Source organism: Paenibacillus sp. RC334 (genome assembly GCF_030034735.1).
In the GTDB taxonomy this organism is placed as follows: domain Bacteria; phylum Bacillota; class Bacilli; order Paenibacillales; family Paenibacillaceae; genus Paenibacillus; species Paenibacillus terrae_A.
In genome coordinates this window covers 803,120-829,892 of record NZ_CP125370.1, presented here as the reverse complement: position 1 = coordinate 829,892, position 26,773 = coordinate 803,120, and the positions used below count along the sequence as shown (strand labels likewise).

22 protein-coding genes, 3 rRNA genes, 1 pseudogene and 1 riboswitch are annotated in these 26,773 nt (G+C 49.2%); of the genes and pseudogenes, 5 read left to right on the top strand and 21 right to left on the bottom strand.

The genetic code is table 11. The features are described 5' to 3' along the window. Positions 1–89 precede the first annotated feature (89 nt). The gene (gene purN / locus QMK20_RS04020) at positions 90–704 is read right to left on the bottom strand and encodes a phosphoribosylglycinamide formyltransferase (protein ID WP_283654693.1); all 615 of its coding nucleotides are present in this window, start codon (positions 702–704) and stop codon (positions 90–92) included. After that, on the bottom strand, positions 704–1,744 hold the full coding sequence (gene purM / locus QMK20_RS04015) for a phosphoribosylformylglycinamidine cyclo-ligase (RefSeq protein ID WP_283654692.1): 1,041 nt from the start codon (positions 1,742–1,744) through the stop codon (positions 704–706). The genes purN and purM overlap by 1 nt, the downstream gene beginning before the upstream one ends. Positions 1,745–1,882: 138 nt before the next feature. Here purM and QMK20_RS04010 point away from each other — a divergent pair, with 138 nt between their 5' ends. Then, the gene (locus QMK20_RS04010) at positions 1,883–2,128 is read left to right on the top strand and encodes a hypothetical protein (protein ID WP_283654691.1); all 246 of its coding nucleotides are present in this window, start codon (positions 1,883–1,885) and stop codon (positions 2,126–2,128) included. 349 nt (positions 2,129–2,477) lie between these two features. Here QMK20_RS04010 and purF read toward each other — a convergent pair whose 3' ends face one another. From purF to QMK20_RS03985, 5 genes are read right to left on the bottom strand one after another with little or no spacing between them, the layout of a single operon-like run. Further along, on the bottom strand, positions 2,478–3,959 hold the full coding sequence (purF, locus tag QMK20_RS04005; protein WP_149096211.1) for an amidophosphoribosyltransferase: 1,482 nt from the start codon (positions 3,957–3,959) through the stop codon (positions 2,478–2,480). Continuing rightward, on the bottom strand, positions 3,944–6,187 hold the full coding sequence (gene purL, locus QMK20_RS04000; RefSeq protein ID WP_283654690.1) for a phosphoribosylformylglycinamidine synthase subunit PurL: 2,244 nt from the start codon (positions 6,185–6,187) through the stop codon (positions 3,944–3,946). The genes purF and purL overlap by 16 nt, the downstream gene beginning before the upstream one ends. Next, the gene (purQ, locus tag QMK20_RS03995; RefSeq protein ID WP_283654689.1) at positions 6,165–6,854 is read right to left on the bottom strand and encodes a phosphoribosylformylglycinamidine synthase subunit PurQ; all 690 of its coding nucleotides are present in this window, start codon (positions 6,852–6,854) and stop codon (positions 6,165–6,167) included. The genes purL and purQ overlap by 23 nt, the downstream gene beginning before the upstream one ends. Positions 6,855–6,858: 4 nt before the next feature. Next, positions 6,859–7,104, bottom strand: coding sequence for a phosphoribosylformylglycinamidine synthase subunit PurS (gene purS / locus QMK20_RS03990; protein ID WP_014279841.1), 246 nt, complete (start codon positions 7,102–7,104; stop codon positions 6,859–6,861). A 58-nt stretch (positions 7,105–7,162) separates the two neighbouring features. Next, positions 7,163–8,044: a phosphoribosylaminoimidazolesuccinocarboxamide synthase gene (locus QMK20_RS03985; protein WP_283654688.1), complete on the bottom strand. Its 882-nt coding sequence runs from the start codon at positions 8,042–8,044 to the stop codon at positions 7,163–7,165. 204 nt (positions 8,045–8,248) lie between these two features. Between QMK20_RS03985 and QMK20_RS03980 the strand changes: the two genes are divergently transcribed. After that, a complete protein-coding gene (locus tag QMK20_RS03980; RefSeq protein ID WP_283654687.1) occupies positions 8,249–8,449 on the top strand; it encodes a hypothetical protein in 201 nt (66 codons plus the stop codon). Positions 8,450–8,645: 196 nt separating this feature from the next. Beyond that, the gene (locus QMK20_RS03975; protein ID WP_283654686.1) at positions 8,646–8,891 is read left to right on the top strand and encodes a hypothetical protein; all 246 of its coding nucleotides are present in this window, start codon (positions 8,646–8,648) and stop codon (positions 8,889–8,891) included. On the opposite strand, the gene purB is transcribed toward QMK20_RS03975, so the two are convergent. The 5 genes from purB to QMK20_RS03950 form a co-directional block, all read right to left on the bottom strand. Further along, positions 8,866–10,164: an adenylosuccinate lyase gene (purB, locus tag QMK20_RS03970; RefSeq protein ID WP_283654685.1), complete on the bottom strand. Its 1,299-nt coding sequence runs from the start codon at positions 10,162–10,164 to the stop codon at positions 8,866–8,868. The genes QMK20_RS03975 and purB overlap by 26 nt on opposite strands. A gap of 2 nt (positions 10,165–10,166) precedes the next feature. Then, positions 10,167–11,342, bottom strand: a complete 1,176-nt coding sequence (gene purK / locus QMK20_RS03965) for a 5-(carboxyamino)imidazole ribonucleotide synthase (RefSeq protein WP_283654684.1) — start codon at positions 11,340–11,342, stop codon at positions 10,167–10,169. Next, on the bottom strand, positions 11,339–11,824 hold the full coding sequence (gene purE, locus QMK20_RS03960; protein ID WP_283654683.1) for a 5-(carboxyamino)imidazole ribonucleotide mutase: 486 nt from the start codon (positions 11,822–11,824) through the stop codon (positions 11,339–11,341). The genes purK and purE overlap by 4 nt, the downstream gene beginning before the upstream one ends. A 147-nt stretch (positions 11,825–11,971) precedes the next feature. After that, positions 11,972–12,073, bottom strand: a riboswitch (purine riboswitch). Positions 12,074–12,425: 352 nt separating this feature from the next. Further along, positions 12,426–12,860, bottom strand: a complete 435-nt coding sequence (locus QMK20_RS03955; RefSeq protein WP_044647006.1) for a universal stress protein — start codon at positions 12,858–12,860, stop codon at positions 12,426–12,428. A 145-nt stretch (positions 12,861–13,005) separates the two neighbouring features. Beyond that, the gene (locus QMK20_RS03950) at positions 13,006–13,269 is read right to left on the bottom strand and encodes a DUF1294 domain-containing protein (protein WP_044647005.1); all 264 of its coding nucleotides are present in this window, start codon (positions 13,267–13,269) and stop codon (positions 13,006–13,008) included. Positions 13,270–13,448: 179 nt separating this feature from the next. On the opposite strand from QMK20_RS03950, the gene QMK20_RS03945 reads away from it, so the two are divergent. Then, positions 13,449–13,577 carry a DUF4023 family protein gene (locus QMK20_RS03945; RefSeq protein ID WP_023987044.1) on the top strand — a complete coding sequence of 43 codons (129 nt, stop codon included), beginning with the start codon at positions 13,449–13,451 and terminating at the stop codon, positions 13,575–13,577. A 221-nt stretch (positions 13,578–13,798) separates the two neighbouring features. Here the strand turns inward: QMK20_RS03945 and QMK20_RS27540 are convergent. Beyond that, positions 13,799–14,049: pseudogene (locus QMK20_RS27540) on the bottom strand (alpha-galactosidase); the annotation flags it as partial. Continuing rightward, the gene (locus QMK20_RS27535) at positions 14,050–14,229 is read right to left on the bottom strand and encodes a glycoside hydrolase family 36 N-terminal domain-containing protein (RefSeq protein WP_404521026.1); all 180 of its coding nucleotides are present in this window, start codon (positions 14,227–14,229) and stop codon (positions 14,050–14,052) included. Between the two features lie 303 nt (positions 14,230–14,532). Between QMK20_RS27535 and QMK20_RS03935 the strand changes: the two genes are divergently transcribed. After that, the gene (locus tag QMK20_RS03935; protein ID WP_283654682.1) at positions 14,533–15,693 is read left to right on the top strand and encodes a type II asparaginase; all 1,161 of its coding nucleotides are present in this window, start codon (positions 14,533–14,535) and stop codon (positions 15,691–15,693) included. A 287-nt stretch (positions 15,694–15,980) separates the two neighbouring features. On the opposite strand, the gene QMK20_RS03930 is transcribed toward QMK20_RS03935, so the two are convergent. From QMK20_RS03930 to QMK20_RS03900, 7 genes are all read right to left on the bottom strand, one after another. Continuing rightward, on the bottom strand, positions 15,981–16,118 hold the full coding sequence (locus QMK20_RS03930) for a hypothetical protein (protein ID WP_167518699.1): 138 nt from the start codon (positions 16,116–16,118) through the stop codon (positions 15,981–15,983). Between the two features lie 114 nt (positions 16,119–16,232). Continuing rightward, complete coding sequence (locus QMK20_RS03925; RefSeq protein ID WP_283654681.1) at positions 16,233–18,365, bottom strand: DNA topoisomerase III; 2,133 nt, start codon at positions 18,363–18,365, stop codon at positions 16,233–16,235. A gap of 122 nt (positions 18,366–18,487) precedes the next feature. Beyond that, positions 18,488–19,480, bottom strand: coding sequence for a ketoacyl-ACP synthase III (locus QMK20_RS03920; RefSeq protein WP_283654680.1), 993 nt, complete (start codon positions 19,478–19,480; stop codon positions 18,488–18,490). 201 nt (positions 19,481–19,681) lie between these two features. After that, positions 19,682–19,798, bottom strand: a 5S ribosomal RNA gene (gene rrf / locus QMK20_RS03915). Between the two features lie 154 nt (positions 19,799–19,952). After that, a 23S ribosomal RNA gene (locus QMK20_RS03910) occupies positions 19,953–22,880 on the bottom strand. A 404-nt stretch (positions 22,881–23,284) separates the two neighbouring features. Then, positions 23,285–24,842, bottom strand: a 16S ribosomal RNA gene (locus QMK20_RS03905). The 16S, 23S and 5S rRNA genes sit together here, the layout of an rRNA operon. A 522-nt stretch (positions 24,843–25,364) precedes the next feature. After that, positions 25,365–26,735, bottom strand: a complete 1,371-nt coding sequence (locus tag QMK20_RS03900; RefSeq protein ID WP_283654679.1) for an NCS2 family permease — start codon at positions 26,733–26,735, stop codon at positions 25,365–25,367. Positions 26,736–26,773 lie beyond the last annotated feature (38 nt).

Sequence of the window (26,773 nt, the reverse complement as noted above, 5' to 3'; positions counted from 1 at the left end):
GGTTTTATCAATTTATTTCCCGAGAAATATCGGAAAATGCCTGTACGGCATCCTTGATATGACAATGATATGACAAATTACAATCATCTTTAGAGAAGTGAAATTACCTTGCGCCCATCCAATTGGATTTTGCCTTGAGACAGTCTGCCAACCACCTCTGGATATAGCTGACGTTCCACGGATTGAATAGCTGCGGATAAGGATTCTGCTGTATCATGGTCGTGTACTTCTACGACACGCTGGGCAATAATTGCTCCCGTATCCATCCCCCCGTCCACAAAATGAACGGTAACCCCACTGACCTTGACCCCATAGGCCAATGCCTGTCCAACAGCATCTTTCCCTGGAAATGCAGGAAGTAGTGACGGATGAATATTGATAATTTTTCCGGCGTAGGCATCTACCATAACACTGGATAGCAAACGCATGTAGCCTGCTAACACGATGAGATCAATGGATTTCTGCTCCAGCAAAGCAACCAGTTCACGCTCATAATCTTCGCGGGAAGCATATTCCTTGGGTCGAAAAGTGTGACACGCAATTCCGGCCTTCTGTGCTCTGGCTACGGCAGGAGCCGCAGGCTTGTCACAGATCAGCAGTTCTACCGTTGCCCCGCCCAGTTCTTCCCGCACAGCCGCATCCACCAATGACTGAAAATTCGTTCCTTCACCTGATGCAAAAACAGCAACTCGGTACTCGTTCATTACACCTCGGCTCCCGTAAAGGTCACGATAGAACTGCCTTCCGTTACTTTTCCGATCACATAAGCGGCTTCGCCCTGTTCTTTCAGAACTTCCAGTGCAGTCTGTGCATGCTCTTCGCCTACAACGATAACCATTCCAATTCCCATGTTAAAGGTTGTGAACATGTCTTTGTTGGAGATTGCGCCTTTTTCCTGCATGAGCTGGAAGATCGGCAGAATCGGCCAAGCGCCGTATTCTATATCCACATTAACGTGATCCGGCAGCACTCTAGGGATATTTTCGATAAAACCGCCGCCCGTGATATGCGCCATGCCTTTTACCTTTACCTTGTCCAGCAAAGCCAAAACGGATTTCACGTAAATTTTCGTTGGCTCCAGCAGTACATCGCCCAGTTTGCCGTTCAAGCCTTCGATTTCATCATGCAGACTGTATCCTTGCTGTTCCAATAACAGCTTGCGAACCAGTGAGAAGCCATTACTGTGTACTCCGCTGGAGGCCAGTCCGATAACCGTATTTCCGGGGGCAATGGAGCTGCCGTTAATGATCTTGCTTTTATCTACAATTCCGACTGTAAATCCGGCAATATCATATTCACCTTCGCTGTACATCCCCGGCATTTCTGCTGTTTCACCGCCGACCAGCGCACAACCCGACTGACGGCAGCCCTCTGCGATTCCGGCAACAATAGCCTCGATTTTCTCAGGTATAACCTTGTCACAAGCGAGGTAGTCGAGAAAAAAGAGCGGCTCCGCGCCCCCGACGACAATGTCGTTCACACACATCGCAACCGCATCAATACCAATGGTGTCATGACGATCCATCGCGAAAGCAAGCTTCAGCTTTGTGCCGACTCCATCCGTACCGGAAACGAGTACAGGCTCCTCGTACTTATCCTTATTCAGGCCGAACAACGCACCGAATCCGCCCAAATCCGTCAGCACTTCGGGACGGAAGGTACGTTTGACGTGCTTTTTCATCCGTTCTACTGCTTCATTACCGGCAGCGATATCTACCCCTGCGTTTTTGTATGCTTCGGACATTCATGAACACTCCTTCAAATGATTGACCCTCCTAAGTCCTCCCTAATAGGGAGGATTCCATGGGGCTGCTCCCCCTGGACCCCTCAAGAGTCGGTCAGATGCGTAGGGTTGGGTGTTGCTTGGTGGTTGGTTCGTGCTATGAGTCGCGTGTTGTCCTTGTGGTTTGCGGGATTTTCCCACCAACCACAAGGACACGCTTTAGAGCGTGGCCGCCTATGCGGCGGCAGGGCACATCCCGGGCTGTTTGCTTCGCAAAGGCGGGGATGTGCCGGGCAAAGTAGTGAGCAGCGCCAATGGCTGGCTTACTTCTTTGCCCTCAGGTTTGAGGCAGGCAGCTTCGCCCAGCCTGCTATTGAGCCTCGCTTCGCTGGCTCAACCTTATAAGAGCAGGGTGACTTTATATGAGTCACCGCCCCTTTAAAAACTCATGGCATGAAATAGTTATGCCATGAGTTTTTAACTGCCTTTCCTATCCTCTTCCCCGTGGGGAACAGAAGAGGTACAGGCACGGCTGCAAAGGGATGTATAACTGAGGAACGCAGCGGGTGGAAGGATTCTGGAGAAGCGAAGCGTTCGCCTTTGCCGCTGGATTCCAACCCTGTAAGGGTTATTCCAATCCAGGAATCCAGCGGCAACAGCGATCGGAAGAACCTTCCACTCGCGGAGTGGCCCCCTCAGAACCGCCATCCCCATCCCCACCATGCACCGTTGTACCTCTTTTGTTCCCTTTTTCTCAACAACTACATCCGAGCTTTTCTTCGCCTTTGAAATCCACTTGAGTGGGATAATCATTATCGAAGCAGGCCAGGCACAAACCGCCTTTGTAATCCTCTTCGTTATATCCGCCTACAGCGGCGATCAAGCCCTCAGCGCTCATAAAATAGAGCGAATCGGCGTTAATCTCCTGGCGGATTTCCTCGACTGTTTTGGACGACGCGATCAGTTCCCGGCGATCCGGCGTGTCGATACCGTAGAAGCACGGGTTTTTGAAAGGCGGCGAGGTGATACGTACATGTACCTCTAGCGCCCCCGCATCCCGTAGCATATTCACGATTCGACGGGATGTGGTGCCCCGCACAATGGAATCGTCGATCATGATGACCCGTTTACCTTCGACAACGCGGCGTACGGCGCTCAGCTTCATTTTCACACCTTGCTCGCGCAGCTCCTGACTCGGTTGGATGAAGGTACGTCCGGTGTATTTATTTTTAATCATGCCCAATTCATAAGGAATACCTGTCTGCTCTGCATAACCAATTGCCGCAGAAATACTGGAATCCGGTACCCCGGTAACCAAATCAGCATCGACAAAAGCTTCCAACGCCATTTGGCTGCCCATTCTTTTACGTGCAGCATGAAGATTGGCTCCGTTCAAGTCACTGTCCGGACGGGCAAAATAAATATATTCCATCGCGCACAATGCTTTACGATGCTTGCCTTCACTGTAACGGTCTTCGTGCAGTCCATTTTTGTCCAACACCAACAGTTCACCCGGCTCGATATCGCGCAACAGCTCTGCTCCAATCGTTTCCAAAGCACAGGATTCAGAAGCAAACAAATATGCATCACCCAATCTGCCCATCGTCAACGGACGCAAGCCGTTGGGATCAGAAGCAACTAGCAGTTTATCGTTGGTCATAATGAGGAAAGCAAACCCGCCGACGATACGTTTCAATGCATCTTTGGCGGCCTCCACCAAATCCTTGGACGACCGAGCTATCAAATGCGCTACTACTTCTGTATCGCTTGTCGTTTGAAAAATAGACCCGCCCTGCTCCAGCTCATGCCGGATTTGCAAAGCATTCACGATATTCCCGTTCGTCGCTACCGCCAGATCACCATCACGGTATTTGAAAACCAATGGCTGTGCATTCGTCAGCTTACTGTCTCCACTTGTCGAGTAGCGCACATGTCCTATGGCAATGTCGCCTGTCAGCGAAGCCATCAAATCTTTATTGAACACTTCTTTAACAAGGCCCATTCCACGATGATAATGGAACTCGTCGCCACTGCTCACACAGATGCCCGCGCTTTCCTCCCCACGATGCTGGAGCGCATGCAATCCGTAATATGCTAGAGAAGCAGCATCGGAGTGTCTGTACACCCCGAATACGCCGCACTCCTCTTTTAATTTATCAAACAGCCCCTCTTTACCAGAGCCTTCATTATAATAATCTCCAGTCCACAACGTCCGTGCTGTTATTTCATCAGACATGGAATGACATCCTCCCAGATTTGCTTCAAACTGGCGACTGCCTCGTTCAAAGCGGGTTGTCCGTTCACCTCAACTGTCAATTGTGATCCTTCAACTTTTCCTAATACGGTAACTGGCACTTCTAAACCACGCAGATGTGCTTCCAGCGCAGACGCTTGATCCGGCGATGCAGATAACAAAATGCGGGACTGACTTTCGCTAAACAAAGCATGGTCAGGACGCAAGGTTGTTTCTACGTTGACCTGTGCTCCCAATCCGCCGCTAATCCCGGATTCGGCAAGCGCTACAGCCAATCCGCCCTCTGCCAGATCATGCGCGGATTGTACCAAGCCTGATTGGATGGCGCTAAGCACCGCAGTCAGCAGTTTTTTCTCTACGTTCAAATCCAGCTCAGGCGGGCGTCCCTCAGATACACCGTGTACGACAGCCTGGAACTCACTGCCTCCCAGCTCGGCCTTCGTTTCTCCCACCAGGAAAATCACGTCACCTTCGGCTTTAAAGCCTTGTGTCGTAATATGATCCGTATCATGCACCAGACCTACCATGCCCACAACAGGCGTCGGATAGATGGAGCCTTTGGCATTTTCGTTGTACAAGCTGACATTGCCCCCGATAACGGGGGTATCCAGTACGCGGCAAGCTTCTGCCATCCCGTCTACAGCTTTTTCCATTTGCCAGAAAATATCCGGTTTCTCAGGGTTGCCGAAGTTCAGGTTGTCCGTGATCGCCAGTGGCTCGCCGCCGGAGCATACAATATTACGTGCTGCTTCGCTGACCGCAATCCGTCCGCCTACCTCTGGATCAAGGTATACGAAACGTCCGTTACAATCCGTCGTCATGGCGAGTCCCTTGCGGGTTCCGCGCACCGTCACTACGGCTGCATCTGAGCCCGGACGAACGGCCGTGCTAGTGCGAACCATGTAATCATACTGCTCATATACCCATTTCTTACTGGCTACACTTGGCGAAGACAATACCTTTTTCAGCGCATCGTTCAAATCCGTCACTTCTGCATAACGCAGTGTGTCAATGGCAGCGTTTTGCTCATAATAAGCAGGAACCTCAGATGGCTTATCGTAAATCGGACACTCGTCCACCAGCGCTGTCACTGGCATGTCACCCACCACTTCATCGTGGTGGAACAAACGCAGACGCCCGTCATCCGTCACCTTGCCGACCTTGGCACAAATGACACCCCAACGCTCGAAAATTTCCAGCGCCTGTGCTTCATCCTTCGGTTCTACTACGAACAGCATGCGTTCCTGTGATTCAGAAAGCATCATTTCATAAGGTGTCATGCCCTCTTCACGCTGTGGTACCTGATCCAGATACAGCTCAAGGCCGTTGCCAGCCTTACTCGCCATCTCCGCACTGGAGCAGGTAAGCCCTGCCGCGCCCATATCCTGAATACCCAGTACAATACCGCTGTCGATCAGCTCCAGACATGATTCCATGACCAGCTTCTCCATGAATGGATCGCCTACCTGAACCGCCGTGCGATTCGCTTCGGATTCCTCGGTCAGCTCAACCGATGCGAATGTCGCTCCGTGAATCCCGTCACGGCCTGTCGGCGGTCCCACATAAAACACCGGGTTACCGACCCCTTTAGCAACACCGCGCTGGATTTTATCATGGTCAATCAGTCCGACACACATCGCATTGACGAGTGGATTGCCTTCGTAGCTTTCATCAAATACAACCTCGCCGCCTACCGTCGGAATACCGATACAGTTCCCATATCCCGCAATACCGGATACCACATGCTCGAACAAATATTTCACACGGTCGCTCTCCAGCTTGCCAAAACGCAGGGAGTTCAGCACCGCCACAGGTCTTGCACCCATCGAGAAAATATCACGGATGATGCCGCCGACCCCTGTCGCTGCCCCCTGAAAAGGTTCTACAGCCGACGGATGGTTATGACTTTCGATTTTAAAAACAACCGCCTGGTTATCACCGATATCTACAATCCCTGCGCCTTCACCCGGTCCCATCAGAACTCGCGGACCACTCGTTGGAAAACGACGCAGCAACGGCTTGGAGTTTTTGTAAGCACAATGCTCTGACCACATGACACTAAATACGCCAATCTCTGTATAGTTCGGCTGACGTCCCATGAATTCACAGATCAACGCATATTCGCTGTCCGACACACCCATCTGTTGATACAGTTTATGCTCGGCAACCTGCTCTGCCGTTGGTTCCTTAGCGGACACTTGCTGCGCCATGACGATCCCTCCAAGCGTTCAAAATAGATGTAAACATACGTTTGCCGTCATCCGTTCCAAGCAATGCGTCCACCGCGCGTTCCGGGTGAGGCATCATGCCCAGTACGTTTCCTTGCTGATTACAAATCCCTGCGATATCCGTTACGGAACCGTTAGGATTATCTTTATACGTAAATACGATCTGGTTATTCGCCTGCAAGCGAGCCAGCGTCTCATCATCACAGTAATAGTTGCCTTCACCGTGGGCGATCGGAATGACGATCTCTTCACCGGCAGCATAATCTTTTGTAAAAGGCGTTTCGTTATTCGCAACCTTCAACACCGTATCGTGGCAACGGAACTTCATCGACAGATTACGGCGTAAAGCACCAGGCAACAGCCCGGCCTCGGTCAAAATTTGAAAACCGTTGCAAATACCCAAAATGTATTTGCCCTCGGCAGCCGCTTTGGCTACTTCCTTCATCACCGGGGCAAACCGGGAAATCGCGCCGCAACGCAGGTAATCCCCGTAGGAGAAGCCTCCTGGAACAAGAATACAATCATAAGGCGACAGATCCGTCGCAGTATGCCAAACATAATCGACAGGTTCACCGACCGTGTCCTCTACCGCCTTATAGCAGTCAATATCACAGTTGGAGCCCGGAAAAACCAGAACTGCAAATTTCATGGAATCAGCCCTCCAGTTCGTAGCGGTAGTCTTCAATGACCGTGTTGGCCAACAGCTTTTCGCACATCTCGATGACGCGCTTTTCTGCACTCTCGCGGTCTGTTGTATCCAGATTCAATTCCATATACTTACCAATTCTGACGCTGTCCACTTCTCCGAAGCCCATAGAATGCAGTGCGCCTTGCACCGCAACCCCCTGCGGGTCCAAAACGCTTTGCTTAATTGTGACATAGACCGTTGCTTTAATCATGTTCCTTCAGTTCCTCCTCCGAATGGATGAATCCTATTGGTTGAATTATGATTACTATTTACTGTGCCGTCAGACGCCGCCAAATATCCGTATATCTTGCAGTCGTTTCTTCTACGACCTCAGCAGGCAACGGATCGGGCTTGCTGTTCTTGTCCCAACCGGATGCAGCTAAATAGCTTCGCACCGGTTCCTTGTCCATGCTGTCAATCTCGACATCCAGCTCATACTTTTCCTGTGCCCAAAAACGGGATGAATCCGGGGTGAAAATTTCGTCAATCAAAATAACCTTTCCACCAACAAGACCAAACTCAAACTTGCAGTCAGCTAAAATAATTCCACGCTTCTCGCAGAAAGCACGCGCAAATTCGTACAATGCCAAGCTTTTTTCCTCAAGCTCGCCTGTCAGTTCAGCCCCGACCAGTTCTTTCATCTGATGAAGGGAAATGTCCTCGTCGTGTCCAACATCATTTTTCGCAGCAGGTGTAAATAAAGGCTTGGGAAAACGTTCATTTTTACGTAGCCCCTTCGGCAATGGAATGCCGTTCACCTCACCGTTCTGCTCATACTGACGCCAGCCGCCTCCAGTAATATATCCGCGCACCACACACTCAATGTCGATACGTTCAGCCTTCAGCGTGACCATGATCCGATCTTTCAGCAATTCTTTATTCTGTTCGTCGATCACATGTCCGAGCTTGTTCACATCGGTATGCACGACATGGTTTTCCAACAAGTCCTTCGTCTGTTCAAACCAGAAAGCGCTGAGCTTATTCAGCACATTCCCCTTTTCGGGCACGGGTGGCTCCAGCACATAATCAAAGGCCGAAATCCGGTCCGTCACGACAATCAGAAAATGCTCTCCGAGATCAAACAGCTCACGCACCTTGCCTTTGTAGAGCAGCGGCGCATGGATCAGACCCTCGGCAGTAGACAATGACATTTCTAACTTCCTCCTCTAAAAGAGTTTGCCCCTCAAACCTTGGCCCCTCCTAAATCGAACCTTGCCCCTCCTAAATCCTCCCCTCGGGGAGGACCCCCAGGGCTGCTGCCCTCGGGACTCCCGCAAGGGTTGGCGCAGTGAGCAGGGGATGACGGGTTACTGGAGCTGGGGTGGTGTGAGCGCGTTCCGCTGGATTAAGGCTTGTTGGCACAAGCTTTAATCCAGCAACGCTTTTACGTTGGCGCATATCGACGTTTTTACGAGCGTTTGCTTCGTATCAACTTTGAAAGCTCTAAGCTGCAATTTTATATGCAGCTTACGGTTGTACCATGGCTCGGCGTATTACATGTCGCCTACCATTCGGCCCGTGGCCGTGGCTCGGCATGCCATGCGGCCGAGCATTAAGGCTTTGCCTGTCGTGCGCATATGCTACGCATACGCACTTATACGTTGGCTCAAGGCTTCGCTCCTTGAGCCTTGCGCGTTCTTGGGAGGGCTGCAGGCTGTTTGCTACGCAAATTCGGCAGCCCTCCCAAGAACGTTGCTTCGCGACAGAAAAGCAGTGGAACACGCTTTTCTATCACTCTTTGGGGTGTGCGGCATGTTATACACCGCACCTCCCCCTATTCCTGCTCCCACACGAGGGTTGGTGCTGGATTGCAGCGAAGCGAACGGAATCGTTCTGGAGAAGCGTCAGCGCTTGCCTTTGCCCATGGATTCCAACCTTTACGGGTTTATTTCAATCCAGGAATCCAGGGGCAACAGCAATCGGAAGAATGATCCGTTCGCGCAGCGGCCTCACCAAGCGCCAACCTTCGCTCCTACTCCCCTAATCCCAGCTTTTTAAAGATCGTATCTACGTTTTTCAGATGCCATGCCGGGTTGAACGCATCCTCGATTTCATCCGGGCTGAGTACAGCGGTAATTTCCGGAGTCGCCTCGACGATTTCACGGAATTGACGTTGCTCTTCCCATGCCTGCATAGCACGCGGCTGTACGGTATCGTAGGCTTTTTCACGGCTAAAGCCCTTGTCGATCAGCTTCGTCATAATACGACCGGAGAACGGTACACCATACGTACGCGCCATATTGCGCTTCATATTTTCAGGGAATACCGTCAGGTTCTTCACGATATTGCCAAAACGGTTCAGCATGTAGTTCAACAGCATCGTTGCATCCGGCAAAATGATACGTTCCACGGAAGAATGCGAAATGTCTCGTTCATGCCACAGTGTTACGTTCTCATACGCGGATACCATATGCCCGCGAATCACACGCGCCAGACCGGAAATATTTTCGCTACCGATTGGATTGCGTTTATGCGGCATCGCAGAGGAACCTTTTTGACCCTTCGCGAAGGCTTCTTCCACCTCACGGAATTCACTCTTTTGCAGGGCGCGGACTTCGGTTGCAAATTTATCCAACGATGTGGCTACCAGTGCCAATGTCGCCATGTATTCGGCATGACGGTCACGCTGGAGCGTTTGCGTGGAGATTGGCGCAGGCTTGGTGCCCAGCTTGCGGCATACAAACTCTTCTACCGCTGGATCAATGTTAGCGTACGTTCCGACTGCGCCAGACATTTTACCGTACTCTACCTGGTCAGCCGCAAAGTGGAAACGCTCCAGATTGCGCTTCATTTCCTCGTACCACAGAGCCATTTTCAGGCCAAACGTCGTCGGTTCAGCGTGTACCCCGTGTGTACGGCCCATCATCGGCGTATGCTTATAAGCCAGTGCTTTTTCTTTCAAAATTTCAATAAAATTCAAGATATCGCGCTCTAGAATTTCATTCGCCTGCTTCAACAGGTAGCCCAGTGCGGTATCTACCACATCCGTGGAGGTCAGGCCGTAATGCACCCATTTGCGCTCATCGCCAAGGCTTTCGGACACCGTGCGGGTAAAAGCAATGACATCATGTCTTGTTTCCTGTTCGATTTCATAGATCCGGTCAATATCAAAGCTTGCGTTCTTACGCAGCGCCACAGTGTCCTCTTTCGGAATAACGCCCAATTCTGCCCAAGCTTCACAGGCACACAATTCTACTTCCAGCCATGCTTTAAATTTATTTTCTTCCGTCCAAATGGCTCTCATTTCCGGTCTGCTATAGCGTTCGATCATAACTATTTATTCCCCCAAATATTGGTTTGTTCGATCCATTCCAGCGCTTGTTCCGCATCCTGGCACAGTAGATTCATATGTCCCATCTTTCGGCCTGGTTTGGCTTCGCTTTTTCCATACAAATGCAGCTTGGGTACAACATCCAATCTTTCAGCTTCGGCATCCGCCTGCACGAACCGCTGAATCACGTCCTCCAAATGCTCACCTAACACATTGACCATAACGACTGGAGTCAGCAGCTTTGTGCTTCCCAGCGGCAAGCCACAAATGGCACGTATATGCTGCTCAAATTGCGACGTTGCGCATCCCTCCATCGTATAATGACCGGAGTTATGTGGCCTCGGTGCCAACTCATTGACGTACAATTGTCCGTCTTCGGTAACGAACATTTCTACAGCAAGCAGCCCCACCGCACCTAACGATTCCGCCACAGCCACAGCCAGCTTGCTTGCTTCCTCCTGCACGGATTGTGGCACGCGCGCGGGTACAATCGACGTGTGCAAAATATTGTTCACATGAATGTTTTCCGCAGGTGGGAAGGCTTTGGCTTCCCCGTTCGTGCTGCGTGCGACGATTACCGAGATTTCACAGCGAAAACGAATGAACTGTTCTAGCACCAGTTCCGCACCGCTACCAGCCAGCCGTTCGTAGGCAGCTACAGCTTCCCCAGTTTGGCGAATGACCGCCTGCCCCTTACCATCATAACCGCCGACGGCTGTCTTGAGTACACATGGCACGCCCAACTCGGCTACCGCTTGAACCATATCAGCAGCGCTGCCGATTTCACGATACGGAGCGACCGGAACGCCAGCGGCTTCAATGGAGCGTTTCTCCCGTAGTCGATGCTGTGTTGTGTACAATAAACGGCTACCCTGCGGCACACTTGATTCCTGTTCCAAAAGCGCGGCTACTCCTGCATCCACATTTTCAAACTCATACGTGATCACATCGCATCGCCCGGCCAACTCTCTGGCTGCATGCTCATCATCATAGGCAGCGAAAATCTGCTCTGACACCTGCCCGCACGGACTATCCGGTGTCGGGTCCAGCGTCACAAAACGGTATCCCATCTTTGCTCCCGCCAGTACCAGCATTCTCCCCAGCTGTCCGCCTCCCAAAAGTCCAATCGTTGTACCGGGAGGTCGAACACAGCCTGCGGGTTTACATGCCTCATTCATAGCGAGTCACTGCCTTCCAGCACCTCATCACGGATACGGTCGCGTCTTGCTTCGACCCGCTGGCGCACTTTTTCATCAAAAGCAGCCAATATTTGTGCTGCCAGCAGCCCTGCATTCGTAGCGCCTGCTTTACCAATTGCTACAGTAGCGACCGGAATGCCTCCCGGCATCTGCACAATGGAGAGCAAGGAGTCCAGACCGTTCAGCGCCTTCGACTGGACAGGCACACCGATGACTGGCAATGTCGTCTTGGCCGCCACCATACCCGGCAAATGCGCCGCGCCACCCGCTCCAGCAATAATAACCTTCAGCCCGCGCCCAGCGGCTTCCTCTGCAAAACGAAACATCAGATCCGGCGTTCGATGGGCTGAGACTACCTTTTTTTCATATCCGATTTCAAGCTCGTCCAGCACTGCACATGCATGCTGCATGGTGTCCCAGTCCGATGTGCTGCCCATAATAACAGCGACCTGCACTGACATGTCCTTCACTCCCTGTTTATCAATAAGCGCCAAAAATCCGGCACTCGAAAATAATGTTATTTTCAAGACACCGGACTACGAAAAACAAACGACAAAGCCTCTCAAGGGCATGCCAAAGGCAAGCCTGTTTCACCGCAACAAATGCGGCTTCAGCCGTATGTCTCCCGTAGTCCGGAAATTTAAGGTTTCCAGGTAGAAACTTCCGGGCCATATCCCCGGCATTATACGAGTCATCATTTTGCCTACTCGACCTTTAAACATATTCTTTACAAGTATAATCGTGGTCTGTTTCGGCTCAAGCATGTGTACCTTATTAATTTTTACCTAAAGTTCTTTTTTTATCGACAATACACTTCATAGTTTAACAATTCCCTACACCTTATGTCAACTTGGAAACGAACATTATTAAAATCAACCAATTGAATGTTCGTGTTTTACAAAACACAAACCCTTTTCTACCCGCAAGACGGGACGGTAGCTATACATTTAGCCGACTCTTTGCCTCAGACTACCATCATAGATCGGCTCTATGCTCCACAAAAAAATAAAAGCCGGTACTTCCTGTACAGGCAGTAATCCGACTTTTATTCCTTCTATTCTGTTACTTCACGACCAGCACAGGAATGCGTGCATGCTGCACCACATTATGACTGACGCTGCCTAACACAAATTCACGAATACCGCCCAAACCACGGCTGCCGATCACAATCACATCAAAGCCATTTTCATTCGCATAATCCAAAATAACTTCAGCTGGCGAACCCTGAATCAGCTCCACCTTAGCGTCAATGCCCTGGTCGGCAAGCCGTTTTTTGACCTCATCCGTGGTTTGCTCCGCCAAATCGTAATATTCTTTATTCACCGAAGCTGGAATCGGAGCCAAACCTTCCCCCATGAATATACGCGGAAAATCAAATGCTGTTACAACCTCAAGCTGCGAGGACGGTGATGCCTTGGTTAATTCTGCTGCCTTCAGCAAGGCCTTGTTGGATGCCTCGGAACCGTCATAAGCAAGCAATATTTTCGAAAATAACATACATATGCACCTCTTCCTATTCAGTTTGTCAGAACAACGCCTGAAATATGTATTCCCTTGGCCGCTCATACATTCACATTGCCGGACGCTAGCATAGCCGCCTTACTCATCATTAAACATCCCCATGAGAGCCTAAACCACGGCTTTACCGTAAAAAATACCCGTACAGCAATGCATTAACGAACAGCAACGCAGGAATACCCAGTCTGAAGCTCATATGCCGCGTTTTGTGGCGTTTGCGGTACATTGCAATCAGCACGCCCAACGCTCCCCCAATCAGGGCCAGCAAAAATAGCGTCCGTTCGGGTACCCGATCACGGTGCTTACGCGCCCTCTTTTTGTCTTCCGACATTACCAGATAGCCTACTGCATTTATAAACAGCAGCCACACCAACAAGCCTGTCTGCAATGTCTCCCCTCCTTTTACACACCGTACCGAGTCCAGGCATTAGCCCCTCTAAGCCCTCTCCCCTTCATTATAACTCCACCCCTTTTGCAGAAACAACGCCTTCTCCTGACTGAAATACCGCTTTTGCGGATATAGTAACGTTGTATGACGGATATCCTTGAATTAAAGGAGGGACTACGATGGAAAGCACCCATGAATACGTCGAAAAGCTGCGGGAAAATGCAAAAAAGGCAGAACGCAACCGTAAAAGAGGAAAAGGAACTCCCAGCGCCAGCTTGCCAACCAAACAGCATACCAACAATCCTTAATTGCAGGTACCCTGCTGTAAAACCATGTTATTCACGTATAATGTCAGTTTGGATTGCAATGTATTTACTTTAGATGTTGCAAAAACCAGATACATTACCTTCTTTTAGCTTCTGCAAAAACAACAAGCAGGCTCCCTTTGAGGTGTCTGCTTATTGTAATTTCGATGTTCACTTCTATCCTGTCGCAGTAATCTCTTCTCCCAGTCTACCCAGACAGACAACCAACCATCGTCCAGTACAAACAGCTCAATTCCAAGTTCCTGACCAGCCGAAGCAATTTCTTTAATCCGATCCCCATTAAAATTAAAATACGTGGCTTTCCCACAGTTTTTAATCAGCACCGGACGACCTGATCACGAAATCCTCCTCTTGACAGTCTTGTTCAATATAAGCGATGATAGGTGCGCGACATATCATACAATTCTTCCCAGGAACGAACCAGTACAGCTTCCGGCGTCTGGAATGATTCTCCCTACCTCATGAACCAGACAATTGCACATATCATAATCACCGTCACGAAATCCACATTACAGCTCAAAGCCCGTCGGAGCGTTACATTTGAACTGCCTATATTTTCAAAACGTACAGAACGAGTGATAGCATCTAATTCATTGAATACTGTATATTGTAGAACGGCCGGAAGACCGGTCAATTTCGGTTTACCCTGTGTAATCGTATGACTTACATAAAGTTAGCTCCCCCTATCATCCTACTAATGAACTCTATACAAAATCATATAAAAAGTAATTGCTATCACCTTACAAAACACCTTATACAAACAATAAAACGATTACATTCATAAAAAATAAGTTATTACGTCATATTATATGACATATATATTGACTAAAAACAATTTCAGCCTCTATAATTCGTGATATTAACGTAATTCGACAAAATATTTGTCAGTTAATCTATCATTCATATCTATGTTTTTCACATTGGAGAGGAGCTTTATATGACTAACATGAAAAAAATGACAATGATTCCCCTGCTGGCCAGCTTTATTCTCGGAAGTACCTTATGGAGTGGTGGTTTTACCGCTAACGCTGCGGCAGCAGCTACCACCAGCACGACTGTACCTCCATCTGCCACTACCATCACCGATAAATCTGAGAAACCACAAACGAATAATCTACCCAACATTAAAATACTTGCTACTGGGGGAACCATCGCAGGGTCATCTGCCGTCAACACCGATACAACCGACTACAAAGCAGGCGCGTTGGGTGTCGAGACTCTGATTAACGCCGTTCCTGAAATGAAAAGTATTGCAAACGTCAGCGGTGAACAGGTTGTCAACGTGGGCAGTCCTGACATTAATAATGATATCCTTTTAAAACTCGCCAAACGTACGAATGAACTGCTCGCCAGAGATGATGTAGACGGAATCGTTATTACTCATGGTACAGATACGCTGGAAGAAACCGCTTATTTCCTCAATCTGGTCGTCAATAGCGATAAGCCTGTGGTTGTCGTTGGCTCCATGCGTCCAGCTACAGCAATCAGCGCCGATGGTCCTTTTAACCTTTATAATGCTGTCAAAGTCGCCGGGGCTTCAGCCTCCAAAGGTCAAGGCGTACTCGTACTGCTAAATGACCGTATCGGTGCAGCGAGATACATTACCAAAACGAACACGACAGCAGTCGATACGTTCAAGTCTGTGGAGCAGGGATACCTGGGAGCTGTTGTGGGAGATCAAGTGTACTACTACAACAAATCTACACACAAGCATACAACTGCTTCTATGTTCGATATTTCCATTCTGACCCAACTGCCTCAGGTAGATATTTTATACGAATATCAAAATAACGGGCGCTATCTGTATGATGCAGCCGTAGCGGCAGGTGCCAAAGGGATCGTCGTGGCAGGCTCCGGCAATGGTTCCTTGTCCAAGACCTCTACAGAAGGTGCTGAGGCAGCAGGTAAAAAAGGAGTCATCATCGCACGTTCCAGCCGTGTAGGGAGCGGGATCGTCTCTCCGTCAACGAAAGACGCAGCGTCCAACTTTGTTTCCACTGACTCGCTCAATCCGCAAAAAGCACGGATCTTGCTCATGCTTGCTTTGACTCAAACGCATGATGTTAAAGAAATTCAGTCCTTCTTTAATGAATACTAATAAATGAGTAAATAAGGATTTGTGAAAATCCAAATAAGCATTCTCAATGAACAATAAGATATAAAAGCCAGCTCACAAAAAAAAGGAGCAGCAGTAACGGTGATATACCGTAACTGTTGCTCCTTTTTCGCAAGACAATGACAACCTACAACTCCATACGGAGGCCAATTGTCTCAGCCTTGATATAGCTTCAAGTTTAAGTTTGCCTGTCAGATGGTTAAATCCATACCATTCAATGGATAACTGATTCCATTTTTGATACAATCCATGGCTCCTGCCACTTCGTATCAAGACTGCTGTTTAGGAATTCCATTCAGGCTTGGAGGATATTTCGCTTGCTTCTCTGGATGTGGAGCGATTTCTTCCTCCAATATACTTGATTTATTTTGCTGATTGTTGATTTTAAGCGGTTTATGCTTGGGCATAACTACTCACCTCCTAGGCTTACCATGCCAAAGAGAGAGAGCTTTTATACCGATTTTGCTGCTTGCTTCTTGTCATTACTGCTGCCTTAGTATTGGTCTACTGTTAGCTTTCAGTTATTTCCCCTGCTTTTGTTCCAAGGCTGCTTTCAGTAGATCACCCAGACTGGAGCCAAGAGGCTCCTGCTTTTCATATTGTCTTACCAGCTTCTGCTGTTCACGTTTGTTTACCCGTTGCTTGTCCTTGTCCAGCGTCTCGGTAATGCCACAAGACAGACATCTTACATACAACCCCGCCTTGCCCTCTTTCATTTCCATTTTTTTATGGCACTGCGGACAACGACGATTCGACAAACGTTTTTCTCCCGAACGGCGATAGCCGCAATCCACACTTGGACATACGAGGAACTTGCCCTGTTTGCCCTTCTTCTCCAAAAGCTTTGCACCACAATCCGGGCAATGGCTGTTTGTCACGTTATGGGGCTTGTATTCGGCACTGCTATTTTTCACAGTGGAAACCAGCTCTTTCGCCATCGCACGAATGGAGTCCAGGAACGGTCCTGGTTGCCCTTGACCACGCGCGATTCGTTCCAGCTCCGCTTCCCAACGTGCCGTCAGCTCCGGTGTTCTTAGCTGTGGAGCTGCCAGCTCAATCAGTTGCTTGCCTTTCCCCGTTGGATGCATTACATTTCCCTGACGCTCAATTGTATCCGAGCTAACCAGCTTCTCAATCAGATCCGCGCGAGTAGCAGGAGTACCCAGACCATGCTTCTCCATCTGAGCAAGTAGTGCCGCTTCCGTATACCGCTTCGGCGGCATCGTTCGTCCAGCACGCACAAGGCAACGCTGAACCCGGACGGAATCCCCTTTTTTCAGTTCAGGTAAAATAACACCACTTCCGTTGTCCTCACGTTCCTCTGCTTCGTCGTCCGTATCATAGAGACTTCCGTCATATACAGCACGCCAGCCACTATCTTTTATTGTCGTGCCTTTGACTTGAAACGTTTCCTGCTCTACCGTTACTGCAACCGCTACAGCATCATAACGAGCAGGTGGATAGAAAAGACTGATAAATCGCCGCGCAATCAGATCATACAGCTTACGTTCCTCCGGGCCTAGCTGATTAAGTAACAACGTCTGCTCTGTAGGGATGATCGCATGGTGATCTGTTACTTTGCTGTCATCCACAATTCGCTTCGAGACCGTCAAGCTCTTGCGCAGTAACGGACGTGCCAAGGAAGCATACGGGCCTACAGCCACACTATTAAGCCGTTCCTTAAGGGTATCCACCATATCGGATGTCAGATAACGGCTGTCTGTACGTGGATACGTGACCAGCTTATGCTGCTCATACAGACGTTGAAGCACATTAGATGTCTGCTTGGCCGAAAAGCCGTAGCGCTGGTTGGCATCCCTTTGCAGCTCGGTTAAATCATAAGCCAACGGGTGTGGCTCATTCTTTTCACTTTTTTTGACACTGGCAACCATGCCTTTGACGCCTTCCAATTTGCGGCGCAAAGCCTCTGCTTGAGTACGGTCAAACATGCGTGAATCGCCATTTTCCGCACGCCAAGTTGCCTGAAAATCACCAAAGTCCGCCGTCAATGTATCATATTCCTGAGAACGAAACTGAGTAATTTCCTTCTCACGTTCCATAATCATCCCCAGCGTCGGTGTCTGTACTCTTCCCGCCGAAAGCTGAGCGTTATAGCGACAGGTCAATGCGCGAGTCACATTCAGACCAATCATCCAGTCTGCTTCAGCCCGACAACGAGCCGATTCATACAAACGATCAAACTGCTGTCCAGGCAACAGCTTCGCGAAACCTTCCTTAATCGCCTTGTCCGTCTGTGATGAAATCCACAAGCGGTGGAAAGGCTTTTTCCAGTTCGCCATTTGTATAATCCAACGTGCCAACAGCTCCCCTTCACGAGCAGCATCCGTTGCCACAATAAGCTCTCCAATGTCCTGCCGCTTCATGAGCTGCTGCACAGCCTTGAACTGATGATTGCTTTCCCGCAGTACCTTCAGCTTGGTACTCTTTGGAAGGATCGGCAGGTCCTCCAAATTCCAGGTCGCATACTTAGAATCATAATCCTCCGGCTCTGCCAGTCCAACCAAATGTCCTAACGCCCACGTCACAACATACTTAGGCCCCTCTATATAGCTTTTATGCTTCTCACGGCTTCCCATCACACGTGCAATCTCTCTGGCTACGGATGGTTTTTCTGCTAATACTAATACCTTCATGTTACGCCCCTTTCTCTTATATTGTTAATTATACCATCCTCCCATCTTACGATAAATCAAATGCCAACGGCTCTCAAAGACGTGATTGTACATACTATTACTTCTACATTTTATAGGACAGCTTACAAATCAGGCACGCTCCATTTTAACAGCAGGCCTGCATAAGTCAGGCCCCCTCCGAACCCATATAACAATACCCGCTGCCCATACCGTAAACGCCCATCATCCAAACCGCACTGTAAAGCCAAAGGAATAGATGCCGCCGATGTATTGCCATAAAACTCTACACTTGTCAGCGTCTTTTCCAAAGGTATTGCCCCTCGTTCACATATGGATTCGATCATTCTCAGATTGGCGCTATGCGGTACAAACCAGTCAAGATCCTCATTCTTCATTCCAGCCTGCTCCAATAACCGTTCTACTCCCGCTGGGACAGAGCGAACAGCCCATTTATAAACCTCACGTCCATTTTGAACAAGAAATCCATTAGTTTGCAACTTTTCTCCATCTAAATAATCAGATAAACCTGCACGATATAGATGAACTCCCCCTTGTCCATAAGTTCCGATATCTGCGGTTAAAAATGATCCTTCATCCTCGTCACATTCAACAAGAGCAGCCCCTGCGCCGTCTCCAAAAAGTATACAAGTCGTCCGGTCCGTATAATCTGTAATTTTAGACAACGTTTCCGCTCCCACCACTAACACCTTACGGTGTAGACCACCCGTAATAAGGCCATTAGCCAGGTGAAGTCCATAGGTGAACCCTGCACATGCTGCACTTACATCCATGGATCCCGTATCTGGAATATTAAAATACGCCTGAATCCGTGAAGCTGTACTTGGAAAGTAGTAATCAGGTGTACTTGTTGCTACAATGATCATATCAACTTCGTTTATATTTACGTTATAGAGGTTAATCATACGTGTAACGGCCTGAATACATAAATCAGATACATATTGATCTTCAGCCGCAATTCGCCGTTCACGCATACCCGTTCGTTGCACAATCCACTCGTCACTAGTATCCACAAGCTTCTCCAAGTCAGCATTCGTCAAAATCCGTTCAGGTACATAAGTACCCAGGGCCGTAAGCTTTGCTTTAGAATTCAACAATCTGATCACTCTCCTTTATAATCCTTGCCCTATTATAACACCTGATACTAATACCTGGTACTAATTTATTTCAAATTAGCTTCAATTGATATGAGTTAGTCTCAATTTGTACCTTTCCATTAAGTTAAGTATATATGTCTTACCTTTTCAACACAAAAAAAGAACCACATTCTCCTTGAGATTGTGGTTCTTTTTACTTTTGCTTGGCGACGTCCTACTCTCCCAGGACCCTGCGGTCCAAGTACCATCGGCGCTGGAGGGCTTAACGGTCGTGTTCGGGATGGGTACGTGTGGAACCCCTCCGCTATCGCCACCAAACATGAATTTGTAAAACAAATTCTTCCGTATCGATATTCAGTTCATCACTAATCGTGTAAATGAATAGCCATGCGCTTATCGTATGTATCTTCTACATACCTTCAAGGTGTTACACCCTGAAAACTGGATCCGAAACTCCATTGCGTCCTATACTTAGGATAAGCCCTCGACCGATTAGTATTGGTCAGCTCCATGCATTACTGCACTTCCACCCCCAACCTATCTACCTCGTCGTCTTCAAGGGGTCTTACTATTTGGGAAATCTCATCTTGAGGGGGGCTTCACGCTTAGATGCTTTCAGCGCTTATCCCTTCCGTACATAGCTACCCAGCGGTGCTCCTGGCGGAACAACTGGTACACCAGCGGTACGTCCATCCCGGTCCTCTCGTACTAAGGACAGCTCCTCTCAAATTTCCTACGCCCACGACAGATAGGGACCGAACTGTCTCACGACGTTCTGAACCCAGCTCGCGTACCGCTTTAATGGGCGAACAGCCCAACCCTTGGGACCTACTTCAGCCCCAGGATGCGATGAGCCGACATCGAGGTGCCAAACCTCCCCGTCGATGTGGACTCTTGGGGGAGATAAGCCTGTTATCCCCAGGGTAGCTTTTATCCGTTGAGCGATGGCCCTTCCATGCGGTACCACCGGATCACTAAGCCCGACTTTCGTCCCTGCTCGACTTGTAGGTCTCGCAGTCAAGCTCCCTTCTGCCTTTGCACTCTTCGAATGATTTCCAACCATTCTGAGGGAACCTTGGGGCGCCTCCGTTACTCTTTAGGAGGCGACCGCCCCAGTCAAACTGCCCACCTGACACTGTCCTCGTACCGGGTCACGGTACCAAGTTAGAACCTAGATACGATCAGGGTGGTATCCCAAGGATGCCTCCTCTCAAGCTGGCGCTCAAGTCTCTTAGGCTCCCACCTATCCTGTACAGATCGTACCCAAATTCAATATCAAGCTGCAGTAAAGCTCCATGGGGTCTTTCCGTCTTGTCGCGGGTAACCTGCATCTTCACAGGTATTAAAATTTCACCGGATCTCTCGTTGAGACAGCGCCCAAGTCGTTACGCCATTCGTGCGGGTCAGAATTTACCTGACAAGGAATTTCGCTACCTTAGGACCGTTATAGTTACGGCCGCCGTTTACTGGGGCTTCGGTTCATAGCTTCGCCCCAAAGGACTTACCACTCCCCTTAACCTTCCAGCACCGGGCAGGCGTCAGCCCGTATACTTCGCCTTGCGGCTTCGCACAGACCTGTGTTTTTGCTAAACAGTCGCTTGGGCCTTTTCACTGCGGCCCCCTCGGGCTATTCACCCTACCGAGGCACCCCTTCTCCCGAAGTTACGGGGTCATTTTGCCGAGTTCCTTAACGAGAGTTCTTCCGCGCGCCTTAGAATTCTCTTCTCGCCTACCTGTGTCGGTTTGCGGTACGGGCACCTTCTCCTGGCTAGAGGCTTTTCTTGGCAGTCTGAGATCATGACCTTCGCTACTGTAATTTTCGCTCCCCATCACAGCCCAGCCTTACGATGTGCGGATTTGCCTACACACCAGCCTCACTGCTTAGACGGACATCCATCAGTCCGCGTCACTACCCTACTGCGTCACCCCATCGCTCATAACGGATTACGGTGGTACAGGAATTTCGACCTGTTGTCCTTCGACTACGCCTATCGGCCTCGCCTTAGGTCCCGACTTACCCTGAGCGGACGAACCTTCCTCAGGAACCCTTAGGCTTTCGGCGGATCTGATTCTCACAGATCTTTTCGTTACTCATACCGGCATTCTCACTTGAATGCAGTCCAGCGCTCCTTACGGTACACCTTCAACCCGCATTCAACGCTCCCCTACCCCTGATACCTAAATATCAAGCCATAGCTTCGGTGGCGTGTTTAGCCCCGTTACATTTTCGGCGCAGAGTCACTCGACCAGTGAGCTATTACGCACTCTTTCAATGGTGGCTGCTTCTAAGCCAACATCCTGGTTGTCTGTGCAACTCCACATCCTTTCCCACTTAACACACACTTGGGGACCTTAGCTGATGGTCTGGGCTGTTTCCCTTTCGACAATGGATCTTAGCACTCACTGTCTGACTCCCGGAACCAAGTCTATGGCATTCGGAGTTTGACTGAGCTTGGTAACCCTTGCGGGCCCCGCACCCAATCAGTGCTCTACCTCCACGACTCTTATTCCGAGGCTAGCCCTAAAGCTATTTCGGGGAGAACCAGCTATCTCCGGGTTCGATTGGAATTTCTCCGCTACCCCCACCTCATCCCCGCATTTTTCAACATGCGTGGGTTCGGGCCTCCAGTGCGTGTTACCGCACCTTCACCCTGGACAGGGGTAGATCACCCGGTTTCGGGTCTACGTCCACGTACTAACTCGCCCTATTCAGACTCGCTTTCGCTGCGGCTTCAGCTCTTCACCTTAACCTTGCACGGGAACGTAACTCGCCGGTTCATTCTACAAAAGGCACGCCATCACCCATAGATCGGGCTCTGACTTCTTGTAAGCACACGGTTTCAGGATCTATTTCACTCCCCTTCCGGGGTGCTTTTCACCTTTCCCTCACGGTACTGCTTCACTATCGGTCGCCAGGGAGTATTTAGCCTTGGCAGATGGTCCTGCCGGATTCATACGGGGTTTCACGTGCCCCGCACTACTCGGGATCCGTCTCGGAGGGAACGGGTTTTGAACTACAGGGCTTTTACCTTCTCTGGCGGGCCTTTCCAGACCTCTTCATCTAACCGGTTCCTTTGTAACTCCATGTGAGACGTCCCACAACCCCAAGGAGCAAGCTCCTTGGTTTGGGCTAATCCGCGTTCGCTCGCCGCTACTGACGGAATCACTATTGTTTTCTCTTCCTCAGGGTACTTAGATGTTTCAGTTCCCCTGGTATGCCTCTGTTCTGCCTATGTATTCAGCAGAAAGTGACTGTCGATGAAGACAGCCGGGTTTCCCCATTCGGACATCCCCGGATCAAAGCTTGCTTACAGCTCCCCGAGGCTTTATCGTTGTTCGCCACGTCCTTCGTCGGCTCCTGGCGCCTAGGCATCCTCCGTGTGCTCTTTGTAGCTTAACCTAGATTTTTCTTTCAAAGAAAGAAAATATCGATGTTCGATAAAGAATGATGTTTACCAAAGGCAAAATATCTTTCCTTACCTGCTACCTTTATTTCACTTGTTTACACAAGATCAGCGTAAAGGAATATTCTAAAACGCAATTTCGTTTCGGTATCCAGTTTTCAAGGTGCAATACAGTTTCATCGAAACTGTAGCCTGTGTGATTATCGGTCCAACTCAACCGAGTGGATGATATTCATGCAGTATATTGAGAGTTTGAGCTCTCAAAACTGAGCAACGAGTGAGTCGCTTTGGATATCCATTTCATTCACACAGATGTGATGAACCGAATTGAATATCCGTTCGCAGGTACATTGTACCTGCTGATTTGAATGTTTCCGTTGCAGGAAACGATTCTCCATAGAAAGGAGGTGATCCAGCCGCACCTTCCGATACGGCTACCTTGTTACGACTTCACCCCAATCATCTACCCCACCTTCGGCGGCTGGCTCCCTTGCGGGTTACCCCACCGACTTCGGGTGTTGTAAACTCTCGTGGTGTGACGGGCGGTGTGTACAAGACCCGGGAACGTATTCACCGCGGCATGCTGATCCGCGATTACTAGCAATTCCGACTTCATGCAGGCGAGTTGCAGCCTGCAATCCGAACTGAGACCGGCTTTTCTAGGATTCGCTCCAGATCGCTCTTTCGCTTCCCGTTGTACCGGCCATTGTAGTACGTGTGTAGCCCAGGTCATAAGGGGCATGATGATTTGACGTCATCCCCACCTTCCTCCGGTTTGTCACCGGCAGTCTGCTTAGAGTGCCCAGCTTGACCTGCTGGCAACTAAGCATAAGGGTTGCGCTCGTTGCGGGACTTAACCCAACATCTCACGACACGAGCTGACGACAACCATGCACCACCTGTCTCCTCTGTCCCGAAGGAAAGCCATATCTCTACAGCGATCAGAGGGATGTCAAGACCTGGTAAGGTTCTTCGCGTTGCTTCGAATTAAACCACATACTCCACTGCTTGTGCGGGTCCCCGTCAATTCCTTTGAGTTTCAGTCTTGCGACCGTACTCCCCAGGCGGAATGCTTAATGTGTTAACTTCGGCACCAAGGGTATCGAAACCCCTAACACCTAGCATTCATCGTTTACGGCGTGGACTACCAGGGTATCTAATCCTGTTTGCTCCCCACGCTTTCGCGCCTCAGCGTCAGTTACAGCCCAGAGAGTCGCCTTCGCCACTGGTGTTCCTCCACATATCTACGCATTTCACCGCTACACGTGGAATTCCACTCTCCTCTTCTGCACTCAAGCTCCCCAGTTTCCAGTGCGACCCGAAGTTGAGCCTCAGGATTAAACACCAGACTTAAAGAGCCGCCTGCGCGCGCTTTACGCCCAATAATTCCGGACAACGCTTGCCCCCTACGTATTACCGCGGCTGCTGGCACGTAGTTAGCCGGGGCTTTCTTCTCAGGTACCGTCACTCTTGTAGCAGTTACTCTACAAGACGTTCTTCCCTGGCAACAGAGCTTTACGATCCGAAAACCTTCATCACTCACGCGGCGTTGCTCCGTCAGGCTTTCGCCCATTGCGGAAGATTCCCTACTGCTGCCTCCCGTAGGAGTCTGGGCCGTGTCTCAGTCCCAGTGTGGCCGATCACCCTCTCAGGTCGGCTACGCATCGTCGCCTTGGTAGGCCTTTACCCCACCAACTAGCTAATGCGCCGCAGGCCCATCCATCAGTGACAGATTGCTCCGTCTTTCCTCCTCTCCCCATGCAGGGAAAGGATGTATCCGGTATTAGCTACCGTTTCCGGTAGTTATCCCAGTCTCATGGGCAGGTTGCCTACGTGTTACTCACCCGTCCGCCGCTAGGTTGTTTTAAAAGCAAGCTTTTAAAACAACCCCGCTCGACTTGCATGTATTAGGCACGCCGCCAGCGTTCGTCCTGAGCCAGGATCAAACTCTCCATTAAAGACCAACCAAAGTTGGTTTATAGAAAGAGCGATATGCTCATTTTGAAACTGACGAGATAAAATATCTCATTGTTCGCTTCCATTTTATACAGCCTGACGGCATGTACCAAAATCTCAGCGTTGGATTTTGCAAGCAAAATCCATACTCACTCGTTGTTCAGTTTTCAAAGATCAAACATTTCTTTTTTTGTCGACTCGGCTTTCCGCCTTACCAACTCTTATATCATATCATGTCCGAACCAACTTTGCAAGCATTTTTTTAAAATCTTTTTTTTGTAACATTCGCTCGCAATATTGTATTTCTTGGCCGGAATTAGAATATATCATAGACGAAATAAGTTTGCAAGCATTTATTTTATTAATTCTCGAAAATCTCTATTTGTTATTCGTTCTTCTTCTATATATACTCCCCGCCCTCTTTCGCATCATGAATAACCAGAACAAAAAAAGAACCCCACACCCTGAAACAACAGGGAAGGAGGTTCTATATACAAAGAGCTTTTTCAAGTTATATCAAGTTGTTATTCCGAACCCATAAAGGCAAACCGGATCACTACAATAATAGCAAGTACCCACATAAGCCAGTGAACTTTAACTTTGTTGCTGGTAAACAGGTTACTGAATACAGCCAGAACAACGTAAGACAAAATACCGGCAGAAATACCATTGGCGATTCCGCCAGTAAAAGGCATCAGAACGATGGTTAGGAACGCCGGGAACGCCAGCAGGAAGTTATCCCAGTCAATGTTGCGAACCTGACTCATCATCAGCACGCCAACGATAATCAACGCTGGAGCAGTAGCCGCGGAAGGCACAACCAATGCCAACGGTGCGATAAAGAGAGCCAGCAGGAATAAAATGCCTGTCGTTACAGCAGTCAGACCCGTACGCCCACCTTCTTCTACCCCTGCGGAGCTTTCCACGAATGCTGTAATAGTACTTGTACCCAATACTGCACCGGTACTTACACCAACAGCATCCACCAGCATAGCTTTACCGATGATTTTCTCGCCTTTTTTCTTATCCTTCATTATACCTGCGCGGGTAGCCGTACCCACCAGTGTACCAAACGTATCAAACAGCTCTACAAATGTGAAAATGAAAATGATATCAAACAGCCCAATGTGCAAAGCAGCCTTCAAATCCAACTGACCCACTGCCAGATTACTAAAATCAGGAATCCAGTGACCTGTTGTCAAACTGCTCAGATTCGTTACACCCATCGGAATACCAATCAATGTGGTAGCTACGATACCAATCAGCAAAGCACCTTTGACCCGAACAACCATCAGCGCTGCGATAATGAGCAAACCGATCAGCGCCAGCAACGCATCCTTTTGATGAACCAAACTACCCAAAATCAGATTAAAAGCATGACCCGGAACCGGCTGACCTACATCCGTCCCTGGAACAATACTTACCATAACCAGATTACACAGCTTAAAACCGACAATGGTAATAAACAAGCCGATACCTACTGTAATAGCTGTCTTTAGATTCTCAGGAACCGCAACAAGCAACATCTGTCTCACTCGTGTCACGGTTAAAATCAGAAAGACGATACCGGATATAAATACAGCGCCAAGTGCCGCTTGCCAAGTAATCATACCGTTGGAACTCAAGACTACGGTCATAAAATAAGCATTCAAGCCCATACCCGGAGCCATGCCGATGGGCACATTAACGAACAATCCCATCAGAATAGTGATTAGTCCTGCACCTACCGCAGTGGCAAAAAAGACGGCTTCGCTGGGCATCCCTGCTCCAGTCGGCCCCAAAAAGGTATTGTTGACCACCAAAATGTAAGCCATGGTCATAAAAGTAGTAATCCCCGCAATAATTTCTGTGCGGACGTTCGTTCCATGTTCCTTTAATTTAAAGAAACGCTCCATGAGTCGTAATTCCTCCTACGTAAAGCATACTCGTATTG

What these genes read in the sequence shown, in the direction of transcription:
- QMK20_RS03900 (WP_283654679.1), bottom strand. Translation starts at nt 26,735, where the DNA reads ATGGAGCGTTTCTTTAAATTAAAGGAACATGGAACGAACGTCCGCACA.
- purQ (WP_283654689.1), bottom strand. Translation starts at nt 6,854, where the DNA reads ATGAAATTTGCAGTTCTGGTTTTTCCGGGCTCCAACTGTGATATTGAC.
- purF (WP_149096211.1), bottom strand. Translation starts at nt 3,959, where the DNA reads ATGTCTGATGAAATAACAGCACGGACGTTGTGGACTGGAGATTATTAT.
- QMK20_RS03925 (WP_283654681.1), bottom strand. Translation starts at nt 18,365, where the DNA reads ATGAAGGTATTAGTATTAGCAGAAAAACCATCCGTAGCCAGAGAGATT.
- QMK20_RS04010 (WP_283654691.1), top strand. Translation starts at nt 1,883, where the DNA reads ATGAGTCGCGTGTTGTCCTTGTGGTTTGCGGGATTTTCCCACCAACCA.
- purS (WP_014279841.1), bottom strand. Translation starts at nt 7,104, where the DNA reads ATGATTAAAGCAACGGTCTATGTCACAATTAAGCAAAGCGTTTTGGAC.
- purE (WP_283654683.1), bottom strand. Translation starts at nt 11,824, where the DNA reads ATGTCAGTGCAGGTCGCTGTTATTATGGGCAGCACATCGGACTGGGAC.
- purK (WP_283654684.1), bottom strand. Translation starts at nt 11,342, where the DNA reads ATGAATGAGGCATGTAAACCCGCAGGCTGTGTTCGACCTCCCGGTACA.
- purM (WP_283654692.1), bottom strand. Translation starts at nt 1,744, where the DNA reads ATGTCCGAAGCATACAAAAACGCAGGGGTAGATATCGCTGCCGGTAAT.
- QMK20_RS03955 (WP_044647006.1), bottom strand. Translation starts at nt 12,860, where the DNA reads ATGTTATTTTCGAAAATATTGCTTGCTTATGACGGTTCCGAGGCATCC.
- purL (WP_283654690.1), bottom strand. Translation starts at nt 6,187, where the DNA reads ATGGCGCAGCAAGTGTCCGCTAAGGAACCAACGGCAGAGCAGGTTGCC.
- QMK20_RS03975 (WP_283654686.1), top strand. Translation starts at nt 8,646, where the DNA reads ATGTTATACACCGCACCTCCCCCTATTCCTGCTCCCACACGAGGGTTG.
- QMK20_RS03935 (WP_283654682.1), top strand. Translation starts at nt 14,533, where the DNA reads ATGACTAACATGAAAAAAATGACAATGATTCCCCTGCTGGCCAGCTTT.
- purN (WP_283654693.1), bottom strand. Translation starts at nt 704, where the DNA reads ATGAACGAGTACCGAGTTGCTGTTTTTGCATCAGGTGAAGGAACGAAT.
- QMK20_RS03945 (WP_023987044.1), top strand. Translation starts at nt 13,449, where the DNA reads ATGGAAAGCACCCATGAATACGTCGAAAAGCTGCGGGAAAATGCAAAA.
- purB (WP_283654685.1), bottom strand. Translation starts at nt 10,164, where the DNA reads ATGATCGAACGCTATAGCAGACCGGAAATGAGAGCCATTTGGACGGAA.
- QMK20_RS03985 (WP_283654688.1), bottom strand. Translation starts at nt 8,044, where the DNA reads ATGTCATTGTCTACTGCCGAGGGTCTGATCCATGCGCCGCTGCTCTAC.
- QMK20_RS03930 (WP_167518699.1), bottom strand. Translation starts at nt 16,118, where the DNA reads ATGCCCAAGCATAAACCGCTTAAAATCAACAATCAGCAAAATAAATCA.